Annotated in this window: 21 protein-coding genes and 2 pseudogenes; 13 read left to right on the top strand and 10 right to left on the bottom strand. The window is 68.1% G+C overall.

Annotated features, from left to right (window positions below):
• Positions 1–12: 12 nt before the first annotated feature.
• The 3 genes and pseudogenes from ACIQ8B_RS05120 to ACIQ8B_RS05110 form a co-directional block, all read right to left on the bottom strand.
• On the bottom strand, positions 13–798 hold the full coding sequence (locus ACIQ8B_RS05120; protein ID WP_403545360.1) for a type II secretion system F family protein: 786 nt from the start codon (positions 796–798) through the stop codon (positions 13–15).
• Positions 795–1,661, bottom strand: a complete 867-nt coding sequence (locus ACIQ8B_RS05115; RefSeq protein ID WP_403545358.1) for a type II secretion system F family protein — start codon at positions 1,659–1,661, stop codon at positions 795–797. The genes ACIQ8B_RS05120 and ACIQ8B_RS05115 overlap by 4 nt, the downstream gene beginning before the upstream one ends.
• Positions 1,658–2,005 (bottom strand): annotated as a pseudogene (locus ACIQ8B_RS05110) (ATPase, T2SS/T4P/T4SS family); the annotation flags it as partial. The pseudogene ACIQ8B_RS05110 and the gene ACIQ8B_RS05115, both read right to left, overlap by 4 nt.
• A gap of 45 nt (positions 2,006–2,050) precedes the next feature.
• On the opposite strand from ACIQ8B_RS05110, the gene ACIQ8B_RS05105 reads away from it, so the two are divergent.
• The 7 genes from ACIQ8B_RS05105 (at position 2,051) to ACIQ8B_RS05075 (ending at position 9,034) form a co-directional block, all read left to right on the top strand.
• Complete coding sequence (locus tag ACIQ8B_RS05105; RefSeq protein WP_403545356.1) at positions 2,051–3,628, top strand: recombinase family protein; 1,578 nt, start codon at positions 2,051–2,053, stop codon at positions 3,626–3,628.
• A gap of 302 nt (positions 3,629–3,930) precedes the next feature.
• A complete protein-coding gene (locus ACIQ8B_RS05100) occupies positions 3,931–4,617 on the top strand; it encodes a sigma-70 family RNA polymerase sigma factor (protein ID WP_403545354.1) in 687 nt (228 codons plus the stop codon).
• A gap of 125 nt (positions 4,618–4,742) precedes the next feature.
• Positions 4,743–4,904, top strand: a complete 162-nt coding sequence (locus ACIQ8B_RS05095; protein ID WP_403545352.1) for a hypothetical protein — start codon at positions 4,743–4,745, stop codon at positions 4,902–4,904.
• A 2,415-nt stretch (positions 4,905–7,319) separates the two neighbouring features.
• The gene (locus tag ACIQ8B_RS05090) at positions 7,320–7,640 is read left to right on the top strand and encodes a hypothetical protein (protein WP_403545350.1); all 321 of its coding nucleotides are present in this window, start codon (positions 7,320–7,322) and stop codon (positions 7,638–7,640) included.
• 20 nt (positions 7,641–7,660) lie between these two features.
• Complete coding sequence (locus ACIQ8B_RS05085; RefSeq protein WP_403545348.1) at positions 7,661–8,131, top strand: hypothetical protein; 471 nt, start codon at positions 7,661–7,663, stop codon at positions 8,129–8,131.
• Between the two features lie 221 nt (positions 8,132–8,352).
• The gene (locus tag ACIQ8B_RS05080) at positions 8,353–8,586 is read left to right on the top strand and encodes a hypothetical protein (RefSeq protein ID WP_403545346.1); all 234 of its coding nucleotides are present in this window, start codon (positions 8,353–8,355) and stop codon (positions 8,584–8,586) included.
• Between the two features lie 163 nt (positions 8,587–8,749).
• On the top strand, positions 8,750–9,034 hold the full coding sequence (locus tag ACIQ8B_RS05075) for a hypothetical protein (protein ID WP_403545344.1): 285 nt from the start codon (positions 8,750–8,752) through the stop codon (positions 9,032–9,034).
• A 1,590-nt stretch (positions 9,035–10,624) separates the two neighbouring features.
• Here ACIQ8B_RS05075 and ACIQ8B_RS05070 read toward each other — a convergent pair.
• The gene (locus ACIQ8B_RS05070; protein ID WP_403545342.1) at positions 10,625–11,344 is read right to left on the bottom strand and encodes a hypothetical protein; all 720 of its coding nucleotides are present in this window, start codon (positions 11,342–11,344) and stop codon (positions 10,625–10,627) included.
• Positions 11,345–11,486: 142 nt separating this feature from the next.
• Positions 11,487–11,723, bottom strand: coding sequence for a hypothetical protein (locus ACIQ8B_RS05065; RefSeq protein ID WP_403545340.1), 237 nt, complete (start codon positions 11,721–11,723; stop codon positions 11,487–11,489).
• A 249-nt stretch (positions 11,724–11,972) separates the two neighbouring features.
• On the opposite strand from ACIQ8B_RS05065, the gene ACIQ8B_RS05060 reads away from it, so the two are divergent.
• Positions 11,973–12,236 carry a GntR family transcriptional regulator gene (locus tag ACIQ8B_RS05060; protein ID WP_403545338.1) on the top strand — a complete coding sequence of 88 codons (264 nt, stop codon included), beginning with the start codon at positions 11,973–11,975 and terminating at the stop codon, positions 12,234–12,236.
• A gap of 74 nt (positions 12,237–12,310) precedes the next feature.
• On the opposite strand, the pseudogene ACIQ8B_RS05055 reads toward ACIQ8B_RS05060, so the two are convergent.
• Positions 12,311–13,195 (bottom strand): annotated as a pseudogene (locus tag ACIQ8B_RS05055) (TadA family conjugal transfer-associated ATPase); the annotation flags it as partial.
• Positions 13,192–14,292: a septum site-determining protein Ssd gene (gene ssd / locus ACIQ8B_RS05050; protein WP_403545336.1), complete on the bottom strand. Its 1,101-nt coding sequence runs from the start codon at positions 14,290–14,292 to the stop codon at positions 13,192–13,194. The gene ssd and the pseudogene ACIQ8B_RS05055, both read right to left, overlap by 4 nt.
• A 577-nt stretch (positions 14,293–14,869) precedes the next feature.
• On the opposite strand from ssd, the gene ACIQ8B_RS05045 reads away from it, so the two are divergent.
• Positions 14,870–15,703 (top strand): HAD family phosphatase, encoded by an 834-nt coding sequence (locus ACIQ8B_RS05045; RefSeq protein ID WP_106413170.1) that lies wholly within the window; start codon positions 14,870–14,872, stop codon positions 15,701–15,703.
• 412 nt (positions 15,704–16,115) lie between these two features.
• On the opposite strand, the gene ACIQ8B_RS05040 is transcribed toward ACIQ8B_RS05045, so the two are convergent.
• Positions 16,116–16,940: an oxidoreductase gene (locus tag ACIQ8B_RS05040; protein ID WP_403545333.1), complete on the bottom strand. Its 825-nt coding sequence runs from the start codon at positions 16,938–16,940 to the stop codon at positions 16,116–16,118.
• A 101-nt stretch (positions 16,941–17,041) separates the two neighbouring features.
• Between ACIQ8B_RS05040 and ACIQ8B_RS05035 the strand changes: the two genes are divergently transcribed.
• Positions 17,042–18,022: an ATP-binding protein gene (locus ACIQ8B_RS05035; RefSeq protein WP_290005340.1), complete on the top strand. Its 981-nt coding sequence runs from the start codon at positions 17,042–17,044 to the stop codon at positions 18,020–18,022.
• Positions 18,023–18,025: 3 nt separating this feature from the next.
• On the opposite strand, the gene ACIQ8B_RS05030 is transcribed toward ACIQ8B_RS05035, so the two are convergent.
• Positions 18,026–19,300: a hypothetical protein gene (locus tag ACIQ8B_RS05030; protein ID WP_403545331.1), complete on the bottom strand. Its 1,275-nt coding sequence runs from the start codon at positions 19,298–19,300 to the stop codon at positions 18,026–18,028.
• Positions 19,301–19,630: 330 nt separating this feature from the next.
• Here ACIQ8B_RS05030 and ACIQ8B_RS05025 point away from each other — a divergent pair, with 330 nt between their 5' ends.
• Both ACIQ8B_RS05025 and acs read left to right on the top strand, forming a co-directional pair.
• Complete coding sequence (locus tag ACIQ8B_RS05025; RefSeq protein WP_403545329.1) at positions 19,631–22,060, top strand: SulP family inorganic anion transporter; 2,430 nt, start codon at positions 19,631–19,633, stop codon at positions 22,058–22,060.
• 196 nt (positions 22,061–22,256) lie between these two features.
• On the top strand, positions 22,257–24,212 hold the full coding sequence (acs, locus tag ACIQ8B_RS05020) for an acetate--CoA ligase (RefSeq protein ID WP_403545327.1): 1,956 nt from the start codon (positions 22,257–22,259) through the stop codon (positions 24,210–24,212).
• A gap of 307 nt (positions 24,213–24,519) precedes the next feature.
• On the opposite strand, the gene ACIQ8B_RS05015 is transcribed toward acs, so the two are convergent.
• The gene (locus tag ACIQ8B_RS05015; RefSeq protein ID WP_290005332.1) at positions 24,520–24,987 is read right to left on the bottom strand and encodes a hypothetical protein; all 468 of its coding nucleotides are present in this window, start codon (positions 24,985–24,987) and stop codon (positions 24,520–24,522) included.
• Positions 24,988–25,112: 125 nt separating this feature from the next.
• Between ACIQ8B_RS05015 and ACIQ8B_RS05010 the strand changes: the two genes are divergently transcribed.
• Positions 25,113–25,430 (top strand): hypothetical protein, encoded by a 318-nt coding sequence (locus ACIQ8B_RS05010; RefSeq protein WP_290005330.1) that lies wholly within the window; start codon positions 25,113–25,115, stop codon positions 25,428–25,430.
• Positions 25,431–25,667: the final 237 nt, after the last annotated feature.

The raw sequence follows: 25,667 nt of genomic DNA, 5'->3' as shown, positions 1-25,667 counted from the left end.
CCCGTCGCCCTCTCAGCCACCTCCTCCCAGCACCCCGCCCGCGAGCCCGATCACCACGGGCAGGACGCCGACGGCGATGAAGGCGGGCAGGAAGCACAGCCCCACCGGCGCGCTGATCAGGACCGCCGCCCGCCGGGCCCGTGCCGTCGCCGCGCGGGTCCACTCGGCCCGCGCCTCGGCGGCGAGCCGGCCCACCGGTGCGGCCAGCGGGAGTCCGGACACATCGGCCCGCTCCAGCAGCCGGGCCAGCGGGACCGCGCCGGGCAGGGCGGCCAGCCGGCGCCAGGCCTCGCCCGGCTCACCGCCGAGCCGTACCTCCGCGGCGCCCCGCGCCAAGGCGTCCCCGACCGGGCCGCCCAGGGTCTCCCCGACAGCCTGTGCCGCCGGTACCGGGCCGGCGCCGGCCGCGATGCAGGCGGACAGCAGGTCGGCGGCGAGCGGGAGTCGACGCGCCGCCTGTGCGGTGTCGGGCCCCTTCGCCTGAGCGGCCGCCCGTGTCCGCCGCCGGTGCCAGCGCCACAGTCCGGCCGCCAGGAGCAGCCCCAGCCCCACGCCGCCGAGTCCGCCCACCGTCACCCACCCGGCGCCCGCGACCGCCACGTAGGGCAGCCGACCGCGCGCGGCCCGGAGCAGCGGGAGGTGCGCGCCGGTTCTCCTCCGCTGCCGGGCCGAGAGCGCGTCGAGCCGCCGCCGTGTCCGCCGCTCGCACCGGATGCGGTGCCACCACGCCCACGCCCCGACGAGCACGACCGCGATCCACGCGACCGTCCCCAGCCTGTGGACGACGTCACCGTTCACGCCGCCGCCTCCTGGGCGCCGCGCATGATCCTCAGCGCCCACCACAGGCCCAGCCCCTCCAGCACCCCGCCGGCCGCCAGACAGACCGATCCCGACGACGTGTGCAGCAGGACGTGCAGCGGATCGGCGCCCAGGGCCGCGCCCAGGGCCAGCCCCACCACGGGGAGCCCCGCGAGCATCACCGCCGTGGTACGGGCGCCGGACAACTGCGCGCGCAGGTCGGCCCGCTGGTCCCGCTCGGCGCGCAGTGCCGCTTCCAGCCGGTCGAGACCGTCCGCGAGGCCCGCGCCCTGGTCCACCGCCACGCGCCAGCACGCGGCGAGACCGCGCAGTCCTTCGGCGCCGGGCTGCCGGGCGGCCGCCGCGAGCGCGTCCGGCACGTCCCCGCCGAACCGCGCCGCCGCCAGCACGGCCGCCTGCATGTCACCGAGCCCTCCGGAGTCCCGGGCGGCCGGCAGCAACGCCTCTCCCGGCTGCCTCCCTGCCCGCAGCTCCCCGGCGAGCGCCCCGCACAACGCGATCACCGCGTCCGCGCGACCGTCCCGCTCCTTGCGTGCGGCGGCGGCCCGCCGCACCCTCCGCAGCGCGGGCACACCGGCCGCCCCCGCGACGGCCGGCAGCACCGACGCCCCGAGCACCGCCAGCACGACTCCGACGGCCAACGACGCCCACTCGGCACGGAGCCGCCGCCGAAGCCGGTCCCCGGCCCGCAGCACGGCCCCTGGCCACCCCGACGCTCCGCTGCCGTCCCCGGTGAGCGCCCGCACCCGCCTGGCCTCCGCGTGCCCGCCGCCGCCCAGCAGCCAGGCCGCGGCCCCCAGACACGCCGCCGCGCCCATCGACGTCCCGGTCGCCCCGCTCATGCCCCGACCGCCTCTCGCCCGGCCCGGACCTCGCCGTCGTGCGCGGTACGCAGCAGGTGCCGCAGGCGCGGCCAGCCCGGCTGGGCGACGAAGGTCTCCGGTCCCCAGCGCAGCGCCGGCGCCGTCCGCACCAGCCCCGAGGCGTCCCGCTCCAGCACGTGCACCTCGGCGATCCGGCGCCTGCCGCTCCGGTCCCGCACCAGGTGCACCACCACCGACAAGGCCGCCGCGAGCTGGCTGTGCAGGGCGAACCGGTCCAGCCCCGCCGCCGTGCCGAGCGCCTCCAGCCGGGCGGGGACGTCACTCGCCGCGTTGGCGTGGACCGTGCCCGAGCCGCCCGGGTGTCTCGCCTAACAGTGCATAGGCGTCCGACTCACTAGGGACACTCCGTGAGCCAGCCAACCTGCGTGATCTATGACCGACTGTCGCGCCTCTTCGCAGAGGAAGCCCCGGACCACCGCATTGCCGCTTGCAAGGCTTACGCCGCTCAGCGGGGATGGAAGGTGGTGCACATTGCCACCGACACCAACGTCAGCGGAGCCAGCCGACTGGAAGACCGCCCCGGAATGCGTGAGGTTCTTTCCTGGCTTCCGCGCACTGACTTCGTACTGTCCGCCAAACTCGACCGGTACGCCCGAAGCGTTCTGGAATTTCAGCGACTTCTAGACGCCGCGAAGTCCACCAGCACAACCATCATCACCGCTGACGGGGTGGTCAGTCCGGAAAATGCGTCCATCATCATCAACGTACTCGCGGCATTCGCTGAGTACGAACGGGACATGATTAAGGCGCGTATCACTGACAGTAAAAAGCACTTTCGCGCACGCGGGAACCACCTGGGCGGGCTGGCACCTTACGGCTATACAGTAAGCGGCCCGGTCAACAACAAGCGCTGGGTCATCGATGAATCAGCGGCAAGCATCCTGCGCGAGTGCGCTGACAAGCTCATCAACCACGGTGCTTCGCTGAGTGGGCTTACTCGGGAACTAAACGAACGCGGAGTTTTGCCCCCGGCAGAGCATGCCAGGGAGCGTGACGGCCGGAAGCTGCGGGGCGGGAAGTGGCATACCACCACTCTGCGCGATGTGCTTTACACCCCTGCCGTACGCGGATGGCTTGTGCAGGCGGTACCGGGGCAAAAGCGGGGAGCCATCCACAATCAACCGGTGCTGAATGCAGAGGGGAAGCCTGTATCGGCAGGGCCGGAGATATTCAGCGCTGACACCTGGGCGGCAGTGCGAGCGATTCTCGACGGCAAGGCCAAGGGTCGCGGCACTGACCGAACCGGCAAGGCGCTACTCCTGCACGTGGCGCTCTGCTCAGAATGCAACGGTCCCATGTACCGCCAGCGCCGCACCGTGAACGGGAAGGATTACAGCACCTACGTTTGCCGCAAGGGTGTGGGCAAGCAAGGTATCCACAAGCCCAACGTCATCATTGCCCGGAACCTTGAAGAACTGGTCACCGCTGACTACTTGAAGCGCTTCGGCGGATTCGCCCTCATGCGCTGGGCTGAGCCTGACGGCAGCGCAGTTCTTCAACTGTCCGAAGTGACACAGCAAATCGAGCGACTTGCCGGAAACCTTGCACAACTCGACCCCAGCGGCTCTGCGGCACGGGTAGTCATCGGGCAACTGACGGCACTGGAAAAGCGGCAGGACGAACTACAGGCGGAAGCCGCACACGCCGAGGGCCGTTGGGTTTCCACTGGCGGGACCATCGAGGATGAATGGGAACGGCGCAACGAAGAGGGGCGGCGGAAACTGCTGGCGGACCTGGGGGCACGGGTAATCGTCCGTCCGGCAACGCCCGGTGCACCTAAGCGATTCGACCCCCAGCGAGTCACAGCCACTTTCGCGGGTCCGGCATGGCGACGCGAGTTGGACCCTGCCCAAGAGACGCTGGTGAACATCGCACGAGAAGAGGAACTAGCCGACCATATGGACGCGACGAACAGGCAGCGCTGATCTCTGAATGACCAGAGCGCCCCTGGTGTCCCTGACGGGATGCTGGGGGCGCTTTGCTGTGTCCGGATGAACTGAGGGCCGCTCTGAGAGCCACTGAGAGCTTCGCTGACCCCTGGTTGCCCTGGGCTTCGCTGAGGCCGCCAGGCAGCCACCTGGGGCCGCGCGCTGACCACCCCCGGAAGTCCGTAGGTGCCACCTATGGGAAATCGTAAATAACCCACCTACGGAAAATGCCAACCACCTACGGAAAATGGACATATTGAAAATCGCCCCTTATTCTCGTCTCAGCGGAAGGGGGCAGCGTGGAAGCTCAGATATCGGCAGCGCTGACAGGGGACCAGGAAGCCACATCGCAATTGCTGCGAAGCCTTGACCGACTCATCAGGGCACGCGCCCGGCGCATTGATCCTTGGTACGTCGAAGACCTAGCACAAGAGGGCCGCGAAGCCCTGTGGCGTGGCCTGAGCCGCTTTACAGGAGGCACGGCCGGTCAGTTCGTCGTGTTCGCTGAGCGCACCGTTACCGGGGCAATGATGGATGCCTACTGCGCCATGCGATATCCGGGCGTCAGCGTGGATGAGGTCAAGCTCTGGCGCTCCGCCTGCAAGCGTGCCCAGGGTGACCCTGAGGAAGCCGAACGGCTCATGTGCTCGGGAGAGTTGGCATGGCGCATGCGTCCCGCGACAGCGAAAGCCGTCAGAGCCGCTGTGAGCCCCGTAGACACCCTGCCGGAAGACCTGGGAGCCCCTGCCCCCTCAGAGGCCGTTACAGGGCCGTCTAGGGGCCTGGTGGGGGTCATGCTGTCTGCCCTGGGAGCGAAGCAGCGGGCAGTGATTGAGATGACGTACGGCATTGGCAGTCACGGCCGGATGAGCGATGCCGAGATTGGCGCGTCCCTGGGCATGCCGAAGGGTCATGTTGCCGCTGCTCGCAGTAAGGCACTCAAACGGCTTCGGGACCAGTGGTCAGGCTCATTCTTCTTCGCCTGAGGACGCCCCTTCGAAAATCACCCGGATTCGAGGCCGGCGATCCCCCTTTCTGACGGGTAGTCAGGTCAAGCATTCGGCTCACTAGTCATGTCCTGTACGGACCACCAGGCATAAGGAGAGATGCCGTGAGTGCGGAAACTATCCGTGAAATCGTTCTGCGTATCCGCGAGGAATTGGGCATCACTGGGGTGAGCCCCTTTGAGATGACCGACGACATGAACGAAGCGTCACGGGAAATCTGGCGTGGCGTCGCTGGTGGCGCAAGCGTCTTCCCTTCGGCAGCGTAAGCCGCCAACCCTTCTGAGCCCCCGTTCTGGCAGCGTGCCGGGACGGGGGCTTTCGTGTTCCCTGGGGCACCCCTGGGAAGCCCTGAGAAGCCGTCTGAGCGACTTTCAGGTTGCCGGTGGGGCCAGACACCAGAGAGCCGACCAGGGGCGCTCAGGGGGCTTCCGACTGGCGGAGTGTAGGAACAGCGCGGGTGGTCAACAAAACTACACACCCCCTAAACCCCCTCTGACCTGCGCTTTTACCTCCCTACGACCGCTTTATATCTACTAAGTATTAGAAGCGCTCAACCTTCTAAGAGTTCTATAGCCGAAACGGCGCTTCTAAGCCTCAGGTGAGACTTTCCGGTCGCGCCCAGCAAAACCCCAGGTCAGAGGCCCTTTGTCGGTGTGTAGTTTCTGCACTGCTCATACAGTGGCGACAGCTTCCGGTCATTCGACTCCCTAGTACATGTCTGAGGGCACCTTGCCCCGCTGACTCCCTGGGAGGTTGACCGAAGATGTTTGGCCGTGAATGCGCATGGTCCGCGTGCACCAGTCCTGCCCGCCGCCGTTCTGACTACTGCTCTCAGCGCTGTTATGTGAATGCCCGCCGATTCGCTGCGCTGTCCGAAGACGAACTAGCCGCCCGGCAGGAACGTGAGAAGAAGGCGCGTACCAGGAAGGCGGCTGTCACTCGCCAGCGGGCAGACCAGGAAACGCGCCGGTCGCTTCCCTGTGTGGTCTGCGGTACTCAGGTTGAGCGTTCGAAGAACGGCCGCATTTCGAAGTACTGCCGGGAAGCCTGCCGCCAGCGTCGGAAGCGCGAGCTGTCCAGTGTGGCCCCTGGTGCTGTGTCTCAGTTCCTTCGGTACGCGCACCCTCGCCCCGGCATCCATGCGAACGCTGAGGCTTTCTACAGCGCGTATGTGGTGTGGGCTGGCGCTTACGGGATTGAGCCGCTGACCCCTTCAGCCATGCTGCCTCAGCTAAAAGCCGCTGGTTTCCAAGTGGTGGGCACTGGCGCTGATCAGACGGTTGTGATGGGGGACGCTGAGAATTTCGACAATTCCCTTTGAGTGTAACGGGTAAATAACAACCGCGGGGCTAATGCCCCTTTCGGCATGTTCTGCGGGCACTCCACTCCCTAGTTAATAGGTGTAGGGGGCGATAAGCCGCTTACCGCGAACGGCATCACCCTGGTTCGCACTCGCGCGTAATGCGCTCAAATTCCAACGGCCCTAGGTCTGGTCGATTCCAAAGCGGTAGTGATGCCCCGCTAAGGAGTCCCGAACCTGGGGCCGTTTTCTGTTTCCACTAGAAGGCATCACACCTTGACCACTTACGTTGCCGTACACCGGCTGCTCGATGACCTACGGCTGCCCGCGAAGTATTCAGCCTGTGACTGGTGCGGGCTTACCGCATCCGATTGGGCTTACCAGTGGAATGACCCTGAGGCGCTGGACAACGAGCGTGGCCCCTACAGCCTGAACACCACTAGCTACGCGGCCATGTGCCGTCGCTGCCACAACGCGCTAGATGGTGCCCACCGGACTTATGGGCCTGAGCGATTCCCGTACGAGGTGGCACGGCTCAAGGAAGCCGCATATGGCGCTGTGAGCGACGAACGCCGGGCGGCTGAGGCTAGGGCCAGGGAAGCCAGCCGGAAGGCCGCTGAGCGCCATGCAGACGCCCGTGAGTCCACCAGGAAGCCCCGGCGCAGGAAGGCTGAGTCTGCGGCTGCCCAATCGGCGCTGATGCTCATGAGCCGTGGCTACCGAATCAACGCATTGGAGCGCTGATGACCCGCGCTGAGTGCTTCGCTGAGATCACCGTTATGGCCTATCTGGTTGGCCTCATCTATCAGGCGCTAGGCGTCATCTGAGAACCAGGGTGGGGGGCTGTCTAGAGGCATTCGGCCCCCCACCCTTTCAAAACCTCGCCATAACCAGGCCGGCTGACCCCCTCTGCCGAGAAATTCGGAGTAATTCAAATGGACCTAGTACGTGCAATCGCCGTGCTCGAAAATCACACCACGGTGCCTAAGGATGAGCGACAGCGGATGGAACTGTTCGCGGCTCTGGCCGTGCTCCACATCATGGCCCTAGGCGGTGACCATGCCGCATCTGAGTGAGCGTGACCGGCAGCATGTAGCCCGGTTCGTCGCTGTCGTTGGCGAAGCCCTTGAGGAATGCCCTGGTGCTGAGACTAGCGCCAGGGATCTTTTCGATGCTTGTGCTGAGCATTCTGGGCGTCCGTTCATCCCGCTGGGCACGTTTGAAAGGCTGTTGAAAGCCACGGGTTATAAGCGCGTTGACCGGCGCTACGGGAAACGTTTCAAAGACCTACGTCCGAAGAATCCCGCTTACCACCATCGCGTCTGGTACTGGAACTAACCACCTCCGGAAATCCGTAGGTGCCCATCGAAAGGAACATCAAATGACTGACACCCCCTGGTACATGCGCCCGGCCGACCCTGGTGCGATTGAAACCAGCGATCCTGAGCGGAAGCGCAAGCATCTTGAGTCCATTGCTGCGCAGGCCAGCGCTGAGGCTGATGCTGAGGTTGCGCACCTAAAGGCGGCTGAGGCTCAGGGAGTTGCCATCAACCCGTCTCAGCGGCTCGCCATGGGTTATGCACAGACGGCCCGGCTCGCTGCGAGTCAGCTAGGTGAGATTCCTCAGCAGGGCGCGAGCGCCGGTAACGCGAACCTGACCCCGGAACAGCGCATGGCTTACGGCTATGGCTCCGCCAACTGACTCCCGAAGGGATGCGAAGCATGATTGACATTGAGAAGGCTCGTAAGGCGGCTGAGGCGGCTGCTGCGAAGCTCGCTGAGGCTGAGGCTGAGGAGGCTGCCCGACAGGCTGAGATTGCTGAACAGCGCGCTGAGCGCCAGCGTGAGCTAGACGAAAAGTTCCTGCGGGAATACAAGGACCTTGAGACCAAGGTGCGCGGGCCGGTAATCACCGTTGAGCAGAAGGCGGCGGCCTTTGAGGCTGGCACGCTGCATGCGCTGCTCACTGACTATCTGGCCCGTCGGGAAGCTATTGACCGCATCCGAAGCCGTGCATACACCTGTGCTTCGCGGCTTGGGCGTACCGACATTTTGGGGACCATTCCAGAGCTGCGGTATGTGGACCCGTCCGAAGAACTGAGGCGCTGGACAGAAGATGCTGTGCACCACCTCAAGCGTCAGAAGATGGACGGCTATGTGAATGACGCGCTGGCCTCGTATGGGGAGGAGTAGCCATGGCACACGATGCACTTGAGCCGGGACCGAATGGCGATTACCCGTACTTCCCCAGGCTCCCTGATGGTCGCCCTGCCTGGTCCGACATTTGTCCCCCGGACTACCAGGGCACGCGAATGCCACGAGGAATTCAGCGGCAGTGTGGTGTGATCATTGACGTGACCCCGCGCGACGCTGACGGAAACCCCATCAATCCACGATCGCAGTAGGGACGAAAAATGAACTGGGACAGTACCCATCCCATTGATGACGCGCTGTTGCAGCCGGGGCCTAAGTGGGATTACCCGAACTGGCCGCGTGACGCTGAGACTGGTGAGCCGCTGACGCCTTCCGCTCGCTATGCACGTGCGATCAATGGTGAGCTTTACCGGATCGACGGCAACAAGGCTTATCCGCTTGATAGCGGTGTTTCCATGATCGCCCCTCCGGTCACCATCCCGCCTGCCGAGTAGTAGGCCATGGGCCGTGTTCCTGGTTCCCACCCTGACCAGGGGCACGGCCCCTTCGCTGTCGCCACCAGGCACCCACCGCCGGCGGTTCTCGACCCATTTTCTGACCTGGGCTTATGACCCTGCGCAACTTCGCTGGCGGCTTCGCTGGCGGGAAGGATGACCGTTGCTCGCTGATGACTCTGCACCCTCGCACGCGGCTTCGCTGGCTGAAGCACTGAGCTATGCCCGCGCTTATGGCGAAGACCTGACCGCAATGCTTGAGGCTGGCCAGCCGGACCCTGAGAAGGCTCACCGACTAGTGCAGGCAATTCGAAACATGCTGTGCGCTGCCGAAGATGAGCTAGACGAACTAGACGACGTGCGCACGTTCATTGACACAGCGAAAGCCATACAGGGTTTGCCTGATGCCGTGCTATTCGATGCGCTGACCACCCCCGGAAATCCGTAGGTGCCCCCATGCCCTATCTACCTGCCCGCCCCTGTAGTCAACCGGGGTGCCCTGAATCCGTACGCGGTAAGCAAGGAACCTGCGAAGCCCACACGAGACAGCGCGCAAGCCAGCGTGAGAACCGTGGTGGTAGTTCGTACGGACGGCAGTGGCGCTCAAGCATTCGGCCGAAGTTCCTGTATCACAATCCGTGGTGCGCGCTCTGTGGACGTGAAGCGCGAGTCGCTGACCATTACCCGAAGTCGCGCACTGTCCTCATCAAGGAAGGCGTTGCGAATCCTGATGCCTTCCAATACTTGCGACCACTGTGCATGGCATGTGATGCGCGTGAGCGCCCTAAGCGTGAGCCTGGTGGGTTCCATGCAGAGAATGTGAGTAAGGCTCAGTCGAGTACTCATGCTGAGTGGCAGCGCTGGATAGCAAAGCACGAAGCGGAGTCTGACGTTCCTCCCTACTGACCCTGGGGGGTACCCCCCTCCCCCCTAAAAAGCGGCGCGGCAGGGAGGGAGATAACTCACATGGCTAAATGGAGCGTTTCTGTGGGACGCATTTGGCCACCTAATTCAACGTTCGGCCCTGGTCATTCCGGCCAGGGCCTTTGTCATGCCTATTGGAAGTGTCACTCATGCCCGATTACCAGGCGAAGCTAGCTACCTTTTTGGTGCTGCCTGACGAAGATCTATCGCGCCCGCTATGGGAGATTCCCCCGGCTGACCGTAAGGCTTTCCTGGCTGCCCGCACCCGGCGACAGTTCAGCGGCCGTTCCCTTGACGACGAATATCAGATGCCAGAGGCGCACCAGCGCGTGACCGATTGGGCTGAGACTGAATGACTAAGCGGCTGTCTTTTACTGACCTAGTTCGGTATGCGGCTCTTGCTGCGGCCATGGTGATCAGCTATGCGACTCAGCGGGATTTGGCGCTGGCGCATGGTGTGCCTGAGTCCGTTGCCCCCGCCGTGCCTCTGGCCATTGATCTATTCATGGTGTGGGCCGTTCGGTCACAGCGGGATATTGCGCTGGCCGTGGCCGTGGCTGTGTCCGCGAACGTGGCCGGTGTGCTTACAACGGACAGCCTCAAGGCCGTTGATACCTGGGTGTCCGCTGGCCTGCACGCTGTGTTCCCGATGACCATTTGGCGGATGCACCGCGAGATAAGCACTGAGAGGCTGTCTGAGGCTTCGCCGGACACTGCCCCGGACACGGATTCCAAGGACCGGACGGCAGACGCTCAGAATGGCCCTGAGAGCGCTGACAGTTGGCCGCCTGATGACCTGTGGCAAGACTTTGCGGACAGCGCGCCGGACAGTACGGATACACCCCCGGTAACTCCGCCTTCCGCTGAGGACATACGCGCTGCCGTGTCCGTGCTTGAGTCCCGGCATGGCCGTCCCGTGACCGGTCGCATGATGGCTGACCATTTCGGAGTGTCCGAACGGACCGGCCGTCGATACCTGGCAATGGCCGCATGACGAAAGCCCCCTACCCGCTGCCGATTGGTGGCCCGCCTATTTTGCGCTATGGGAGCGCGAGAACGGGCACATACCGACGGTCGCTGTTTTGTACTCATCGGCAGTGTGCCCATGCTGCATCTAAACTGTAGTCGTCCCGCCGCCATTGATAAGCCGCTCTTGCTCCTTGAATCTGTTAGATTCGACAATTCCGGCAGAAAGCGACTGAACTAGCAGACCGTTCGCTTTCCTCAACGCCATGACCCCATTTCTCCCGAGTTCGAATGTTGGGGGAATCAGGAGAAGCATCCAAGGAGACCAGACCACAGCGAGAACGCACCACAGTACCGCCGCACTCCAAGCGACATTCACTCGGAACTCAGCTTCAGATTCCAACCGGTCATGCTCTAGGTAAACGTCGATGTTGTTCGCAGTCAGTCGCATTCGAATGTCTGGGAACTCATGAACGATGAGCGTTGCCGTCCGCCTCGCCTGGGGTATGTCGATCTGACCCACATGCTCTACCTGCTGAGCCGTAGAGGCGTAAGCGAGTATCTGCCCTTGCCCTTCAGGGGTCAGGCAGTATCGCCCTTTGGCAAAATACTGGTAGAGCTTATTGATCGTCTCAACCGACGCCGTTGCGACGTCGCCTATCAAGTACAGCACGAACCCCGCCACGGGCAGCAGTACTGGCCTCCCTATGAACTCGCATAGCTCATAGAATCGCGCTATGAAGCCACTAGCTTCGCTTGGTCGCGGAACCCTATCCCCGGCGAGTGCCCACACCTGCAAAGCAATAAGCACCCCTACAGCGAATGGGGTCCGGAAGTGACGCATACCAGGGATGAGGCTTGCAATCATGCTGTGATGATGCCGTGAAGGACTGCCTGACGGCAGCGGTTTCCGGATACTCACCGTGTGCGCTGGCGGGCGAGCGCAAGGAAGCCCCCAGCGTGCTTGTGATGAGCGGCTGGGGGCTTCTGTTGTCTTCGCTGAGCCGCGCCTACGGCTTCATGTCTCGAACCGCTGCGCCGATTTCACGCCCGGCTGCCACGTAGCGCGCGACTGTCCCGTCAGCTTCCACAGCGCGCACGGCGATCGGCAGCACTTCGCCCAACGCTTCAACCACGCGCCCCAACACGAAGTTCGCTTCGTCGGCACTGAGTTGCGGTCCGTCGGTCATGGCGCTGGCGAGCGCATGCCACACGGCGGCAGTTTCCAACGCTGTCACGTCTGCCATGGCGTCAAGAAAGCCGCCCGGCTCCGTGATCCCGTATGCCGTCTTGCCGGTTACAGCGTCGTACCCCAGTCGCCTAGGCTCACGCATAGGACACGCTCCGTTCGTGTCTTAGCCCCAGGTGTTGACCCTTGCCCGGTCACCCTGGGGCGCTTTTTCGTCTCTGGCACAGCAAATGTATCGCCTTGTATCGCTACGTGTCTGTACGTAGCTCGAAGTGCTGAGACGGATAGCGATGCGCACGCTGTTTCTATGGACGCTGACGCCGAGATTGATCACGGGGCTCCGCTGACCCCGTACAAGCAACTTGCGGAGATTCTGAAGGCTCGTATCCGGCGGGGTGACTGGGCACCTGGGCGCGCTATCGACTCCGAGAATCGGCTAGTGCAGACCTACGGCATTGCCCGCACGACCGTGCGCCGGGGGCTCACTCTCCTTGCCGACGAAGGTTGGTTGTTCACCGTCCCTCAGCGCGGTTGGTTCGTCTCTGACCCGCTGCCGCCGGACGTCAACTAGGGCTCTGAGCTGGGTAGTTGAGCGGCTGCGCGCGTGCCTCCGCTGTGTGCTAGACGCGTGTAGTCTTAGGGCAGGCACCCGCCTTCATGACCCGTGTTGAGGGCGGCGAGCAGATGCACCACCTCGGGGCCGCGCACCTCGCCCACGACCAGTCGGTCCGGTCTCATCCGCAGGGCCTGGCGCACCAGGTCCTCCAGGGTCACCAGTCCCGCGCCCTCCTGGTTGGCGGGCCGGGTCTCCAGCCGCACGACGTGGGGATGGTCGGGCCGCAACTCGGCCGAGTCCTCCGCCAGCACGATCCGCTCGTCCGGCCGGACCAGTCCCAGCAGGGCGCTGAGCAGGGTCGTCTTCCCCGTGCCCGTACCGCCGCTGACCAGGAAGGACAGCCGCGCCTCCATCAGGGCCCGCAGCACCCGGTCGCCGCCCGGCGGCACCGTCCCGGCCGCCACCAGTTCGTCGAGGGTGAAGGCGCGCGGCCGTACCACCCGCAGGGACAGGCAGGTGCCGCCCACCGCGACCGGGGGCAGGACCGCGTGCAGCCGGGTCCCGTCGGGGAGCCGGGCGTCGGCCCAGGGCCGCGCGTCGTCCAGGCGCCGGCCGGCCACCGCGGCGAGCCGCTGCGCCAGGCGCCGGACGGACGGCTCGTCCGGGAACGAGACCGAGGTGAGCGTCAGGCCTCCGCCGCGGTCCACCCAGACCCGGTCCGGCGCCGACACCAGTACGTCGGTCACGGTCGGGTCGGACAGCAGCCGTTCCAGCGGTCCGCTGCCGACCAGCTCGGACCGCAACCGCTCGGCCGCGCCCAGCACTTCCGCGTCACCGAGCACCCGGCCCTGTTCGCGCAGCGCCTGCGCCACCCGGGCCGGCGTCGGTTCGGCGCCGCTCTCGGCCAGCCATCGCCGCACCCCGTCGAGCAGACCGGGCGGCGTCCCCGCCCCGGTCACCTCAGCGCCGCTCATGCCGTCCTCGCCTCCCCCAGCGCGCGCTCCCAGAACTCCTTGCAGAAGCGGGCCAGCGGTCCCCGGCCCGACGCCCCCGGCGGCCGGCCCGTGTCGTACGGGTGCTGGAGGGCGGCCTCGACGGGCACGTCCCCGACGAGGGGCAGACCGAGCAGCCGGGCCACCTCTCGGTCGTCCAGGCCGGGTGCGTACGGTCCGCGGACGGCGACGCGCAGGTCGCGCAGGACCATGCCCACGGCGGAGGCGACGCGGCCGGCCGCCGCGACGGCCCGCAGCTCCGCGGGGACCACGAGGAGTCCGAGGTCGAGCTGGGCGAGGACTTCGGCGACACCTTCGTCGACACGTCTGGGCAGGTCGACCACGACGGTTCCGCCGCCGCGCCGGGCGGCGGCGAGCACCGCGCGCACGGCTCGGGGCGGCACCGAGAGGCAGTCGCCGCGGTCCCAGCTCAGCACCCGCAGCGCGTGCAGCTCCGGGAGCGACTCCTCCAGCGCCCCGCCGCCGACCCGGCCGTGCGACGAGGCGAAGGCGGGCCAGCGCAGCCCTTTGGCCGTCTCACCGCCGAGCGCCACGTCCAGTCCGCCGCCCAGCGGGTCGGCGTCCACCAGCAGCGTGCGCAGCCCCTCGCGGGCGGAGGTGACGGCGAGCGCGCACGCCAGGGTGGACGCTCCCGCTCCGCCCCGGCCGCCGATGACGCCGACGGTCAGGGCGGGCCGTCCGACGCCCTCGGCCACGTCGGCGATGCGGTCGACGAGCCACTGCTCCCCGTCGGGCAGCATCAGCACGTGGTCGGCGCCGATCTCGACGGCCCGCCGCCAGACGCCGGGGTCGTCCTGGTCACGGCCGACCAGCACCACGCCCGGTCTGCGGGGTGCGCCGCGGGCCCGCCGGGCGGCGTCGTCGCCGACCAGGACCAGGGGCGCGGCCTCCCAGCTGCCGCGCGGCCCGGGCAGCCCGTGGTGGACCTCCGGTGTGGCGCCGGCGGCCGCGCACAGCCGCAGCAGGTCGTCGAGGAGGCCGGTGTCCTCGGTGACGATCAGCGGTGCGCCCGGCCGGTTCCCTCCGGGCGGCGGGTCGTGTGTGACGGTTCCGGTCATGTCGTCCCCAGTGCTCCCTACCTCGCGCGGCCCTCGGGCCCCGCCGATTCCAGGTGTGGGCAGACCGCGCTGCGGCCTCCCGCGGACCGGCCGGCGAAAACCGGCCGTACGCGTCCCGGCACAACGGAAGCGGGTGTGAACTCGCGGCGATGCGGGTCGCGTGGGAATGACAGTGCAGCGGTCCCGGAAATCGTGGGGATCTTGGTGGAAAACTGTGGACGGGGCGATGACTGTGGATATCGCGGCCACCCATACCGGTGAAACCGTCCTGGCTTCTGTGCGATGACCGCAGAGCAGTCCGACCACTACCCTCCGCTATTAGTCGCGTGCATGACAATCACGCGGCTCACGCGAGCACACGCGAGAGCGAGAGGGTGGAGAAGAGGCGAAAATGCGTCCGGACATGCGACGACCCCCGCCGGGGGGGAGAGCGGGGGTCGTCCCCACGGCCGACTCGGGGGGGGAGGAGTCGGACCGGGTTAGCACGGTCGCGAACGATCCGTGACTTCCATGGTGTACCCGAGGGCCCCCTCAGGCAAACCCACGCGCCACACCTTACGCCGAATGGGCTGCGCCTATGCTCAAGGACGTGGAAAACCACTTGTTGCCTCGCACGGCCGCCTTCTTCGACCTGGACAAGACGGTCATTGCGAAGTCGAGCACACTCACCTTCAGCAAGTCCTTCTACCAAGGCGGACTGATCAACCGCAGGGCCGTCCTGCGGACCGCGTACTCCCAGTTCGTGTTCCTCGCCGGCGGCGCGGATCACGACCAGATGGAGCGCATGCGGAAGTACCTGTCCGCACTGTGCCGCGGCTGGAACGTCCAGCAGGTCAAGGAGATCGTCGCCGAGACCCTGCACGACCTGATCGACCCGATCATCTACGACGAGGCCGCCACGCTCATCGAGCAGCACCACACCGCGGGCCGGGACGTCGTGATCGTGTCGACCTCGGGCGCCGAGGTGGTCGAGCCGATCGGCGAACTGCTGGGCGCCGACCGGGTCGTGGCCACCCGCATGGTGGTGGGCGACGACGGCTGCTTCACCGGCGAGGTGGAGTACTACGCCTACGGTCCGACCAAGGCGGAGGCGGTCCGGGAGCTGGCCGCGTCCGAGGGTTACGACCTGGCCCGCTGCTACGCCTACAGCGACTCGGTGACCGACATCCCGATGCTGGAGGCAGTCGGCCATCCGCATGCCGTGAACCCGGACCGCGCGCTGCGCCGGGAGGCGCTGGCACGTGAGTGGCCGATCCTCGATTTCCACCGTCCGGTGCGGCTGAAGCAGCGGTTCCCGGCGTTCTCCGTTCCGCCGCGTCCCGCCCTTGTCGCGGCGGCCGCGATAGGTGCGGCGGCGGCCACCGCGGGTCTTGTCTGGTACGCGGGCAGGCGCCGCGCGACGGTTGCCTGAACGTACTTTTTGTCGCCGCGCGTCCCGTCCCGGGACGCGTTCGCCATTTCTGCGTCCGTTTACTGCTTGTTTGAACCAAAAAGTAAAGGAACGCGGCCAGGACTTCCCCTCTCCGGGAAGCCGGAGTACAAAGGAGTTGACGGCCCGCGAGACCAAGGACGTCCGAGAGGGCGAGCCTCAGAACGCTTTAGGCCCCACGGACCGAGCATGAAAACCGCGCACCCACGCGACGTCGACCCGTCGATTACGGGCCAGCCGCACCAGGTGACGGGCAAAGAACCCGACCTGATGGGCACATATCGAGGACGCTTGGTAACGCGGTGGACATGCCAGCGGCGGTACGAGTACTCGTACCGCCGCATCTCCGCGCAAGGCCCGCACTCCGTCCGGCCCGCGCCGCCCTTCCCGCCGGTCAGGCGGCTCCGCGCTGGAGCGCCTCGCACACCGCCGTCGACTCGCGCGCGCCCAGTTCGACCGCGCGCCCGCAGTGGGCGATCCAGGCGGCCATGCCTTCGGGCGTGCCGGACATGTAGCCCTCCAGCGCCTTCAGATAGGCGTCCTGCCCCAGCTCGGCGTGTCCGACCTCGGCGGGGCACACCGACTTCGGGTCGAGTCCGCTGCCGACCAGGACGATCCGCTCGGCCGTACGCGCGACCAGGCCGTTGTGGGACGTGAAGGGACGCAGCGCCAGCAGCTCGCCGTGCACCACGGCGGCCGTGACCAGCGCCGGCGCCGAACCGCCCGCGATGACGACCCCGGCCAGCCCCTCCAGGCGGCCGTGCATCTCCCCGGCACCCGGCAGGGGCAGGTCGATCAGGGGCTCGTCGACCGGTTCGCCCGCCTGCCGGGGCCGGCCCACCCGCTCGGCCTTGTCGGCCGCGGCGACCAGGTGCAGCCGCGCCAGTACCCGCAGCGGCGACTGCCGCCAGATCGACAGCAACTGGCCCGCCTCGGCGGTCAGCCGCAGCGCCGCGCCCACGGTGCGCGCCCCGTCGTCGCCGCTGAAGTCGCTGCGCCGCCGCACCTCCTCCAGCGCCCAGTCCGCGCCGGACAGCGCCGCCGAACCCCGGGCGCCGCGCAGGGCCGCCTCGGAAGTGATCTCGTTGCTGCGCCGCCGCATGACCCGGTGCCCGTAGACCCGGTCCACGGCCTTGCGCACGGACTCCACGGAGTCGGCCACACCGGGCAGGTTGCCCAGTGCCGCGAGGGGATCGGCGGTCGCGCCCGTCGTACTCATGAGTACGACCCTACGCACCCCGGACGCCCGCCCCACGATGGAGTGGTCTTCTTCACGCCCTCCCGTGACGCACAGCCATGAATCCACTACCCTTCGTGAACATGAAAATTGCTTTCGTTGGGAAGGGCGGGAGCGGAAAGACGACCCTGTCCTCCCTGTTCATCCGCCATCTCGCGGCCGTGGGCGCCCCGGTCGTCGCCGTCGACGCCGACATCAACCAGCACCTCGGAGCCGCGCTGGGCCTGGACGAGACCGAGGCCGCCGCCCTCCCCGCGATGGGCGAGCACCTCCGCCTGATCAAGGACTACCTGCGCGGCAGCAACCCGCGCATCGCGTCCGCCGACACGATGATCAAGACGACCCCGCCCGGCGAGGGCTCCCGGCTGCTGCGGGTGCAGGAGGACAACCCGCTCTACGACGCGTGCGCCCGCCCGGTGGACCTGGAGGGCGGAGCCGTCCGCCTGATGGTCACCGGTCCCTTCACCGACGCCGACCTGGGAGTGGCCTGCTACCACTCCAAGACGGGAGCCGTGGAGCTCTGTCTGAACCACCTGGTGGACGGCCCCGACGAGTACGTCGTGGTCGACATGACGGCCGGATCGGACTCCTTCGCCTCCGGCATGTTCACCCGCTTCGACATGACGTTCCTCGTCGCCGAACCGACCCGGAAGGGCGTCTCCGTCTACCGCCAGTACAAGGAGTACGCCCGCGACTTCGGCGTGGCGCTCAAGGTCGTCGGCAACAAGGTGCAGGGTCCGGACGACGTCGACTTCCTCCGCGCGGAGGCCGGGGACGACCTGCTGGTGACCGTGGGCCACTCGGACTGGGTCCGGGCCATGGAGAAGGGCCGTCCGCCCCGCTTCGACAGCCTGGAGGAGTCCAACCGGCTCGCCCTGCGCGCGCTGCGCGCCGCCGCCGACGCGACGTACGAACAGCGGGACTGGGAGCGGTACACGCGCCAGATGGTGCACTTCCACCTCAAGAACGCCCAGTCGTGGGGGAACGAGCGCACCGGGGCCGACCTGGCGGCGCAGGTCGACCCCGGCTTCGTGCTCGGCGAGAGCGTCACCGCCGGCGCCTGAGCCTCACCCCTTCGGCGCGGAGGAACCCGGTGCGCCCTTGGGGGCCGGGGCGGGGCCGGAGGCCAGGAAGGTCTTCCAACCCTCCTTCGGGGCCTCGCCGACGCCCAGCGAGCGCAGCTTCTCCAGGACCGCCGGGTCCTGCGCGTCCAGCCAGTCCGCCAGCTGCCGGAAGGAGACGCACCGCACCTGGGACTTGGTGCACACCGCTTCGATGACCTCCTCGACGGCGCGCATGTAGGTGCCGCCGTTCCAGGACTCGAAGTGGTTGCCGATGATCAGGGGCGCCCTGTTGCCGTTGTAGGCGCGCTCGAAGCCCTGGAGCAGGCCGTCCCGCATCTGGTCGCCCCACATCTCGTGCTTGGCGGGGTCGCCCTGGGTGGTGGTGCCGGACTGGTTGACCATGAAGTTGTAGTCCATGGTGAGCTGCTCGAAGGAGTGGCCGGGGAAGGGCACGAGCTGCATCGACAGGTCCCACAGCCCGTCCTTCTCCTGGGGCCAGACCTGGTTGTTGACGCCGCTGGTGTCGTAGCGGAAACCCAGGTCCCGGGCGGCCTTCATGAAGTTCTTCTGCCCTTCCAGGCAGGGTGTGCGGGCCCCGATGAGCTCCTTGTCGTAGTCGAAGGGCAGCGGGGCCTCGTTCTTCATGCCGGTGTTGGTCTTCCAGGTCTTCACGAACTGCTTGGCCTGGGCGATCTCCTCCTTCCACTCCTGCACCGACCATTCCCCGACCCCGCCGCCGCTGCCGCAGAAGTGGCCGTTGAAGTGGGTGCCGATCTCGTTGCCCTCGAGCCAGGCCAGCCGCAGCTGCTTCACGGTGTCGGCGATGCCCTGCTGGTCGTTGAAGCCGATGTCGGAGCGGCCGGGCGAGTGCTGCGGCGGGTGGTACAGGTCGCGCTTCTCCTCCGGAAGGAGGTACACACCGCTCAGGAAGTACGTCATGGTCGCGTCGTTCTCCCTGGCGACCTTGCGGAAGTGGGAGAACAGCTTCTGGCTGTCCTCGCCCGCGCCGTCCCAGGAGAACACCACGAACTGCGGCGGCTTCTCGCCGGGCTTCAGCCGTTCGGGCTTCGGCAGGTGCGGCTGGGCGCCGGTGTACGCGGTGGAGCCGTCGCCGATCAGCCGGACGACGTTCTTCGGCGCGGGGGCCGGCTGCGCCTTCTCCTGTTCCGGCCCGTCCTGCCCGCCGCCGCCCTCGGCGCCGGTCCCGCAGCCGGCGAGCGCGGCGAGGCAGACCGCGGTGATCACGGTGCCGGTGGCGATCCTGTGGGTGGCGGCCATTCGCCCACCTTCTTCCTTCTCTCGGGCAGAGCTCGATGAGGCGTTGTGTGGTGCTGCGCCGGTCCATGCCGACCGCGCCGTCAACGTCGCACGGAAAGAAGAAGTGGATTAATACGACAAGCCGATGAAATGGCCACTTCACCCCTCGGGGTGATACCTGCCGCCATTTGCCCGGAAAGTCTATGCCGACCCTTTACTCGCAATTACGATCCGTTTACCGAGAGTTGCTTCATCCCGCCGTTCTGGGGCCGTGTCCCACGGCCGCGACCGTTTCGCCCGAGCGGGCCCCACTGTCACGCGACCGCGCAGACCCGAAGGAGACGGGAATCCATGTCAGCCTGCGTTCCCGCCGGCACCACCGACTCGGCGCACACCGAGCAAGCCCATCCACCGCACAGCCCGCCGCCCGGCCGCCGCCGGCGCTTCCGCGTCGCGGGCGCCGACCTCTCGGCCGCCGTCGCGGTCTTCCTCATCGCCCTCCCCCTGTCGCTCGGCATCGCCCTCGCCACCGGCGCGCCCCTCCAGGCCGGCCTCGTCGCCGCGGCCGTGGGCGGGATCGTCGCCGGACGGCTCGGCGGCTCCCCACTTCAGGTGAGCGGCCCGGCGGCGGGACTCACGGTCGTCACCGCCGACCTCATCCACCAGTACGGATGGCGCACCACCTGCGCCATCACCGTCCTCGCCGGTCTCGCCCAGCTCGGGCTCGGCTGTCTGCGCGTGGCGCGCGGCGCCCTCGCCGTGAGTCCCGCGATCGTGCACGGCATGCTCGCCGGGATCGGCGTCACCATCGCCGTCGCCCAGGTGCACATCGTCCTCGGGGGCGAGCCGCAGAGCTCCGTGCCCGACAACCTCCGCGCCCTGCCCGCCCAGTTGGCGCGTCTCGACCCCGCCGCCCTCACCGTGAGCGTGCTGACCCTGGCCGCCCTGGTCCTCTGGCCCCGGCTGCCCGGCCGCGCCGGACGCCTGCTGCGGCGGGTGCCGACCGCCCTCGTCGCCGTCGCCGGCACCACCGCGGTCGCCGCGGCGGCCGGACTGGCGCTGCCCGTGGTGGACCTGCCCTCCTGGCGCAGTCACGCCCTGGCCGGGCTGCCCGAAGGCCCCGTGCTCGGCCTCGTCGCGGCCGTGCTGACCACGACGCTGGTGTGCAGCGTGCAGTCGCTGCTCGGCGCGGTGGCCGTGGACAAGCTGGCGTCCGCCCGCCCCGGCGCGCGGACCGTCATCCGCTCCGACCTGGACCGGGAGCTGCTCGGGCAGGGCACGGCCAACATCGTCTCCGGCTCCCTCGGCGGCCTGCCGGTGGCCGGGGTCGCCGTCCGCAGCACGGCGAACGTCCACGCGGGCGCCGTCAGCCGGAACTCCACGATGATCCACGGCGTCCTGGTGGTGGCGGCCGCACTGCTCCTGGTCCCGCTGCTGGAGCTGATCCCGCTCGCCTCGCTCGCCACCCTGGTCATGGCCGTCGGCATCCGGATGGTGTCCCTGCACCACATCCGCACGGTGACCCGCCACCGCGAGGTCCTGGTCTACGTCGTCACCGCTCTCGGCGTCATCTCCTTCGGCGTGCTGGAGGGCGTGGCGCTCGGCATCGCCGTGGCCGTCGGCGTGGCCCTGCACCGGCTCACCCGCACCCGGATCGCCCACACGGAGGACAGCGGCGTCCATCACGTCCATGTGCGCGGACAGCTGACGTTCCTCGCGGTGCCCAGGCTGAGCCGGGCGCTGCATCTGGTACCCCAAGGCGCCGACGCGGTGGTGACGTTGGACGGCTCCTTCATGGACCACGCGGCGTACGAGGCGCTGCAGGACTGGCAGAGCACGCACACCGCGCGGGGCGGCACCGTGGAGATCACGGGCCGGCGCGCCGGGGTCCGGATCGCCGAGCCCGGGTCCCTCGCCCCCGGGCCGGCATCCGGCGCGGAGTCCTCCGGGGCCGCCGGCGACTGCCGTTGCCGCCCCTGGACGGCCTGGCGCAACCACCAGTGCGACCGGCCCGCGCCCGGCCCCGAAGCCGAGCCGGACGCGACGGCCGTGAGCGGCGCAGCACAGCAGCCCGCCGGTCCCGGCGCCCCGCCCCGCAGGCGCACCCCGGGCAGCCGTCAACTCGTCCGCGGGCTGAGCACGTTCCAGCGCAGAACGGCGCCCCTGGTGCGCGACGAGCTGGCCCGGCTGGCGCGAGAAGGGCAGCGGCCCTCGCAGCTGTTCCTGACCTGCGCGGACTCCCGTGTGGTCACCTCGATGATCACCTCCAGCGGCCCCGGCGACCTCTTCGTGGTGCGCAACGTCGGCAATCTCGTGCCGCCGCCCGGCGCGGAGAGCGGCGACGACTCGGTGGCCGCCGCCATCGAGTACGCCGTCGACGTACTGGCGGTGCGGTCGATCACGGTGTGCGGCCACTCCGGATGCGGCGCCATGCAGGCCCTGCTCGGCTCCCGCCCCGCCTCACCGGCCGCCACGCCGCTCGGACGCTGGCTGCGGCACGGCGGGCCGAGCCTGGAGCGGCTGCACGACACCGGCACGCCCGCGCCCCGCCTGGCCGGGCGGGCCCCCGCCGACGACATCGAGCAGCTCTGCCTGACCAACGTGGTCCAGCAGCTGGAGCATCTGCGCGCCCATGAATCGGTCGCCCGCGCCCTGAAGGAAGGGGCCCTCGAACTGCACGGGCTGTACTTCCACGTGGGTGAGGCCCAGGCGTATCTGCTCACCGAACAGGAGGGGGAAAGGGTCTTCGACCGGGTACGCGAGGTGGACCTGGCGGTGTGAGGCGCGCTCGCGTGTGAGAGGCGTTACACCTCTTGAACCGGGACGCCCCCCGCCCCGTGGGAAGGAGTGTCGGGCTCCGGCGCGACACGACCACAATAGGTCTAAACCATTTTCCCGTCGACCCTTGTCAGCGTGCCCCCAGGTCTGATGAGCTGTGGCTTGGGACACAACGGACACCCTGGGAAAGGCAGATGCCGTGAGCAATGAAAGCCTGGCCAACCTTCTGAAGGAGGAGCGACGTTTCGCGCCCCCCGCCGACCTGGCCGCGAACGCCAACGTCACCGCGGAGGCGTATGAACAGGCCAAGGCTGACAGGCTCGGCTTCTGGGCCGAGCAGGCCCGTCGGCTGACCTGGGCCAAGGAGCCCACCGAGACGCTCGACTGGTCGAACCCGCCGTTCGCCAAGTGGTTCCAGGACGGCGAGCTCAACGTCGCCTACAACTGCGTCGACCGGCACGTGGAGGCCGGGCACGGGGACCGGGTCGCGATCCACTTCGAGGGCGAGCCGGGCGACAGCCGCACCCTCACCTACGCCCAGCTCAAGGACGAGGTGTCCAAGGCCGCCAACGCCCTTCTGGAGCTCGGGGTCCGCAAGGGCGACCGGGTCGCCGTCTACATGCCGATGATCCCGGAGACCGCCGTCGCGATGCTGGCCTGCGCCCGCATCGGCGCCGCGCACTCCGTGGTCTTCGGCGGCTTCTCGGCGGACGCGCTCGCCACCCGCATCCAGGACGCCGACGCGCGGGTCGTCATCACGGCCGACGGCGGCTACCGGCGCGGCAAGCCGTCCGCCCTGAAGCCGGCCGTGGACGAGGCCGTCAGCCGGGTGGAGAGCGTCGAGCACGTCCTCGTCGTCCGCCGCACCGGCCAGGACGTCGCCTGGACCGAGGGCCGCGACGTGTGGTGGCACGACGTGGTCGACCGGCAGAGCACGGAGCACACCCCGGAGGCGTTCGGGGCCGAGCACCCACTGTTCATCCTCTACACCTCGGGCACCACGGGTAAGCCGAAGGGCATCCTGCACACCTCCGGCGGCTACCTGACCCAGATCGCGTACACGCACTGGGCGGTGTTCGACCTCAAGCCGGAGACCGACGTCTACTGGTGCACGGCCGACGTCGGCTGGGTCACCGGGCACTCGTACATCGTCTACGGGCCGCTCGCCAACGGCGCCACCCAGGTCATGTACGAGGGCACGCCGGACACGCCCCACCAGGGCCGCTTCTGGGAGATCGTGCAGAAGTACGGCGTGACGATCCTCTACACGGCGCCCACCGCGATCCGGACGTTCATGAAGTGGGGCGACGACATCCCCGCGAAGTTCGACCTGTCGTCGCTGCGGGTGCTCGGCTCCGTCGGCGAGCCGATCAACCCCGAGGCGTGGATCTGGTACCGCAAGAACATCGGCGCGGACCGCACCCCGGTCGTCGACACCTGGTGGCAGACCGAGACCGGCGGCATCATGATCTCCCCGCTGCCGGGCGTGACCTCCGCCAAGCCGGGCTCCGCCCAGACCCCGCTGCCGGGCATCTCCGCCACGGTCGTGGACGACGAGGCGAACGAGGTGGCCAACGGCGGGGGCGGCTACCTGGTGCTGACCGAGCCGTGGCCGTCGATGCTGCGCACCATCTGGGGCGACGACCAGCGGTTCCTCGACACCTACTGGTCGCGCTTCGAGGGCAAGTACTTCGCCGGTGACGGCGCGAAGAAGGACGACGACGGCGACATCTGGCTGCTCGGCCGGGTGGACGACGTGATGCTGGTGTCCGGCCACAACATCTCCACCACGGAGGTCGAGTCCGCGCTGGTCTCCCACCCGGCGGTCGCCGAGGCGGCCGTCGTGGGCGCGACCGACGAGACGACCGGCCAGGCGATCGTCGCCTTCGTGATCCTGCGCGGCACGGCGGCGGAGAGCGAGGACCTCGTCGGCGAGCTGCGCAACCACGTGGGCGCCACGCTCGGCCCGATCGCCAAGCCGAAGCGGATCCTGCCGGTGGCCGAGCTGCCGAAGACCCGCTCCGGCAAGATCATGCGCCGCCTGCTGCGGGACGTCGCGGAGAACCGCCAGCTCGGGGACGTCACCACGCTGACGGACTCCACGGTCATGGACCTCATCCAGGCGAAGCTGCCGGCCGCGCCGAGCGAGGACTAGAACGGCAGGCCTGCCACGGGCGGGTGTGTCGACGGCGGTGTCCCCGCCCCCGGGTCGCCCGCGACCCTCACCTACGGGGACACCGTCCGACACCCCGCCCGTCGCCGGTCCGCACCGCCATGCCCCGGCATCGGTCCGCACCGCCATGCCCCGGCATCGGTCCGCACCGCCATGCCGGCCGGGTGGCCGTCGCGCCCGGCCACCCTGTGCACGCGGCCCGGCCCGCTCCCCGCGCTCCACGACGCGTGTCCCTGCTCGAGGCGGCTCGTGTCCCCCGCTCGAGGCAGCGTGCGTCCCCGCCCGCCCCTTACGTGTCCCGGCGCTCGTCAGCGTTGCGGCGCAGGGTCGTCTTGCGCCGGGGCCGACGGATCAGGTCGTCGTCCTGGGGCTCACGAGGCACGTAGAAGAAACCTTCCTCCGTGTCGGGGTCGTAGTGGACGACGGCGTTCTCCTCCGCCAGCGTTCGTGTCCAGGACTCCAGTCGTCTGGCCGCGTTCCCGTCCAGGTCCATGCCCGCACGGCGCCGGCCCTCCACCCGCAGCATCGCCAGCGGGTACTGATGCCGGTGCTCGGGTTTCACAGCCCAGGGGATCAGGTCGTCGTCCCGGGCGATACGCCTGCTCAGGCCCTTGCGGTACCGGAAGTTCCCCCACATGGAAGAGACGGTCTCGATCCCGTACTTCCTCCGGTACTCGTCGATCATCTGCTGGTAGGTCCACCCCTCCTCGAACCAGCGGACGACCTCGCCCTCATCCACGATCTTGCGCTTCGGCACGGCCCCTCCTGCTTCCGTCGCACGGCCCTTCCCCGCCCCGCAACGACTCGGGTCACGGTATCCCGCACGCTCACCGGATCCTCACACCGGTAACCTGAGGTCGGTCATCACGGGCAGGGGCAGGTATGAAGATGCAGGTCATCGCGTGTGACGTGGACCGGCGGACACCTGCCGCCACCTACACGATCGCGTCGGCCGACGGCAGGACCCTCAAGACAGACCTGTGCGCCGTCTGCGCCCGCCCTCTGGAGATGCTGCTCGGCGGCGTCGGGAAGCCCGCCGCTCCCCGGCCGGCCGCGGAGGGGACGACGACCGGGCGGACGGCCACCGCCCCGGCCGGGGCCGGGCAGGGACGCGCCGCCCGCGGACGGCGGCGCCTGCGCGTGACCACCCTGGAAGAGATCGAGGCGAGGAAGAGGGCCCCGGCCTCGGGGAAGGACTGAGGGCACGTCGGCCGTGCGTCTCGCCCTCAGGCCTCGGCCCCGCACTGTGAGGCGAGCCACGTCACACCCCTCCGCACCGCCTGGCCGCGGACGGGCGGCGGCACCCCGCCCGGCACCATTGCCGCAGGTCAGCGCGCTTTCCCCCGCCTGCTTCACCCTCAGAGCCCCGGTGGCGACCCCGCGCCCGGCTTCTCGATGCCGCTGGTGCGGCTCACGCACGCGTTGGCTAGGCTCAAG

This window comes from Streptomyces sp. NPDC096105, from assembly GCF_044763335.1.
In the GTDB taxonomy this organism is placed as follows: domain Bacteria; phylum Actinomycetota; class Actinomycetes; order Streptomycetales; family Streptomycetaceae; genus Streptomyces.
The sequence above is the reverse complement of the archived record's forward strand: the minus strand, read 5'-3'. Positions and strand labels throughout refer to the sequence as shown.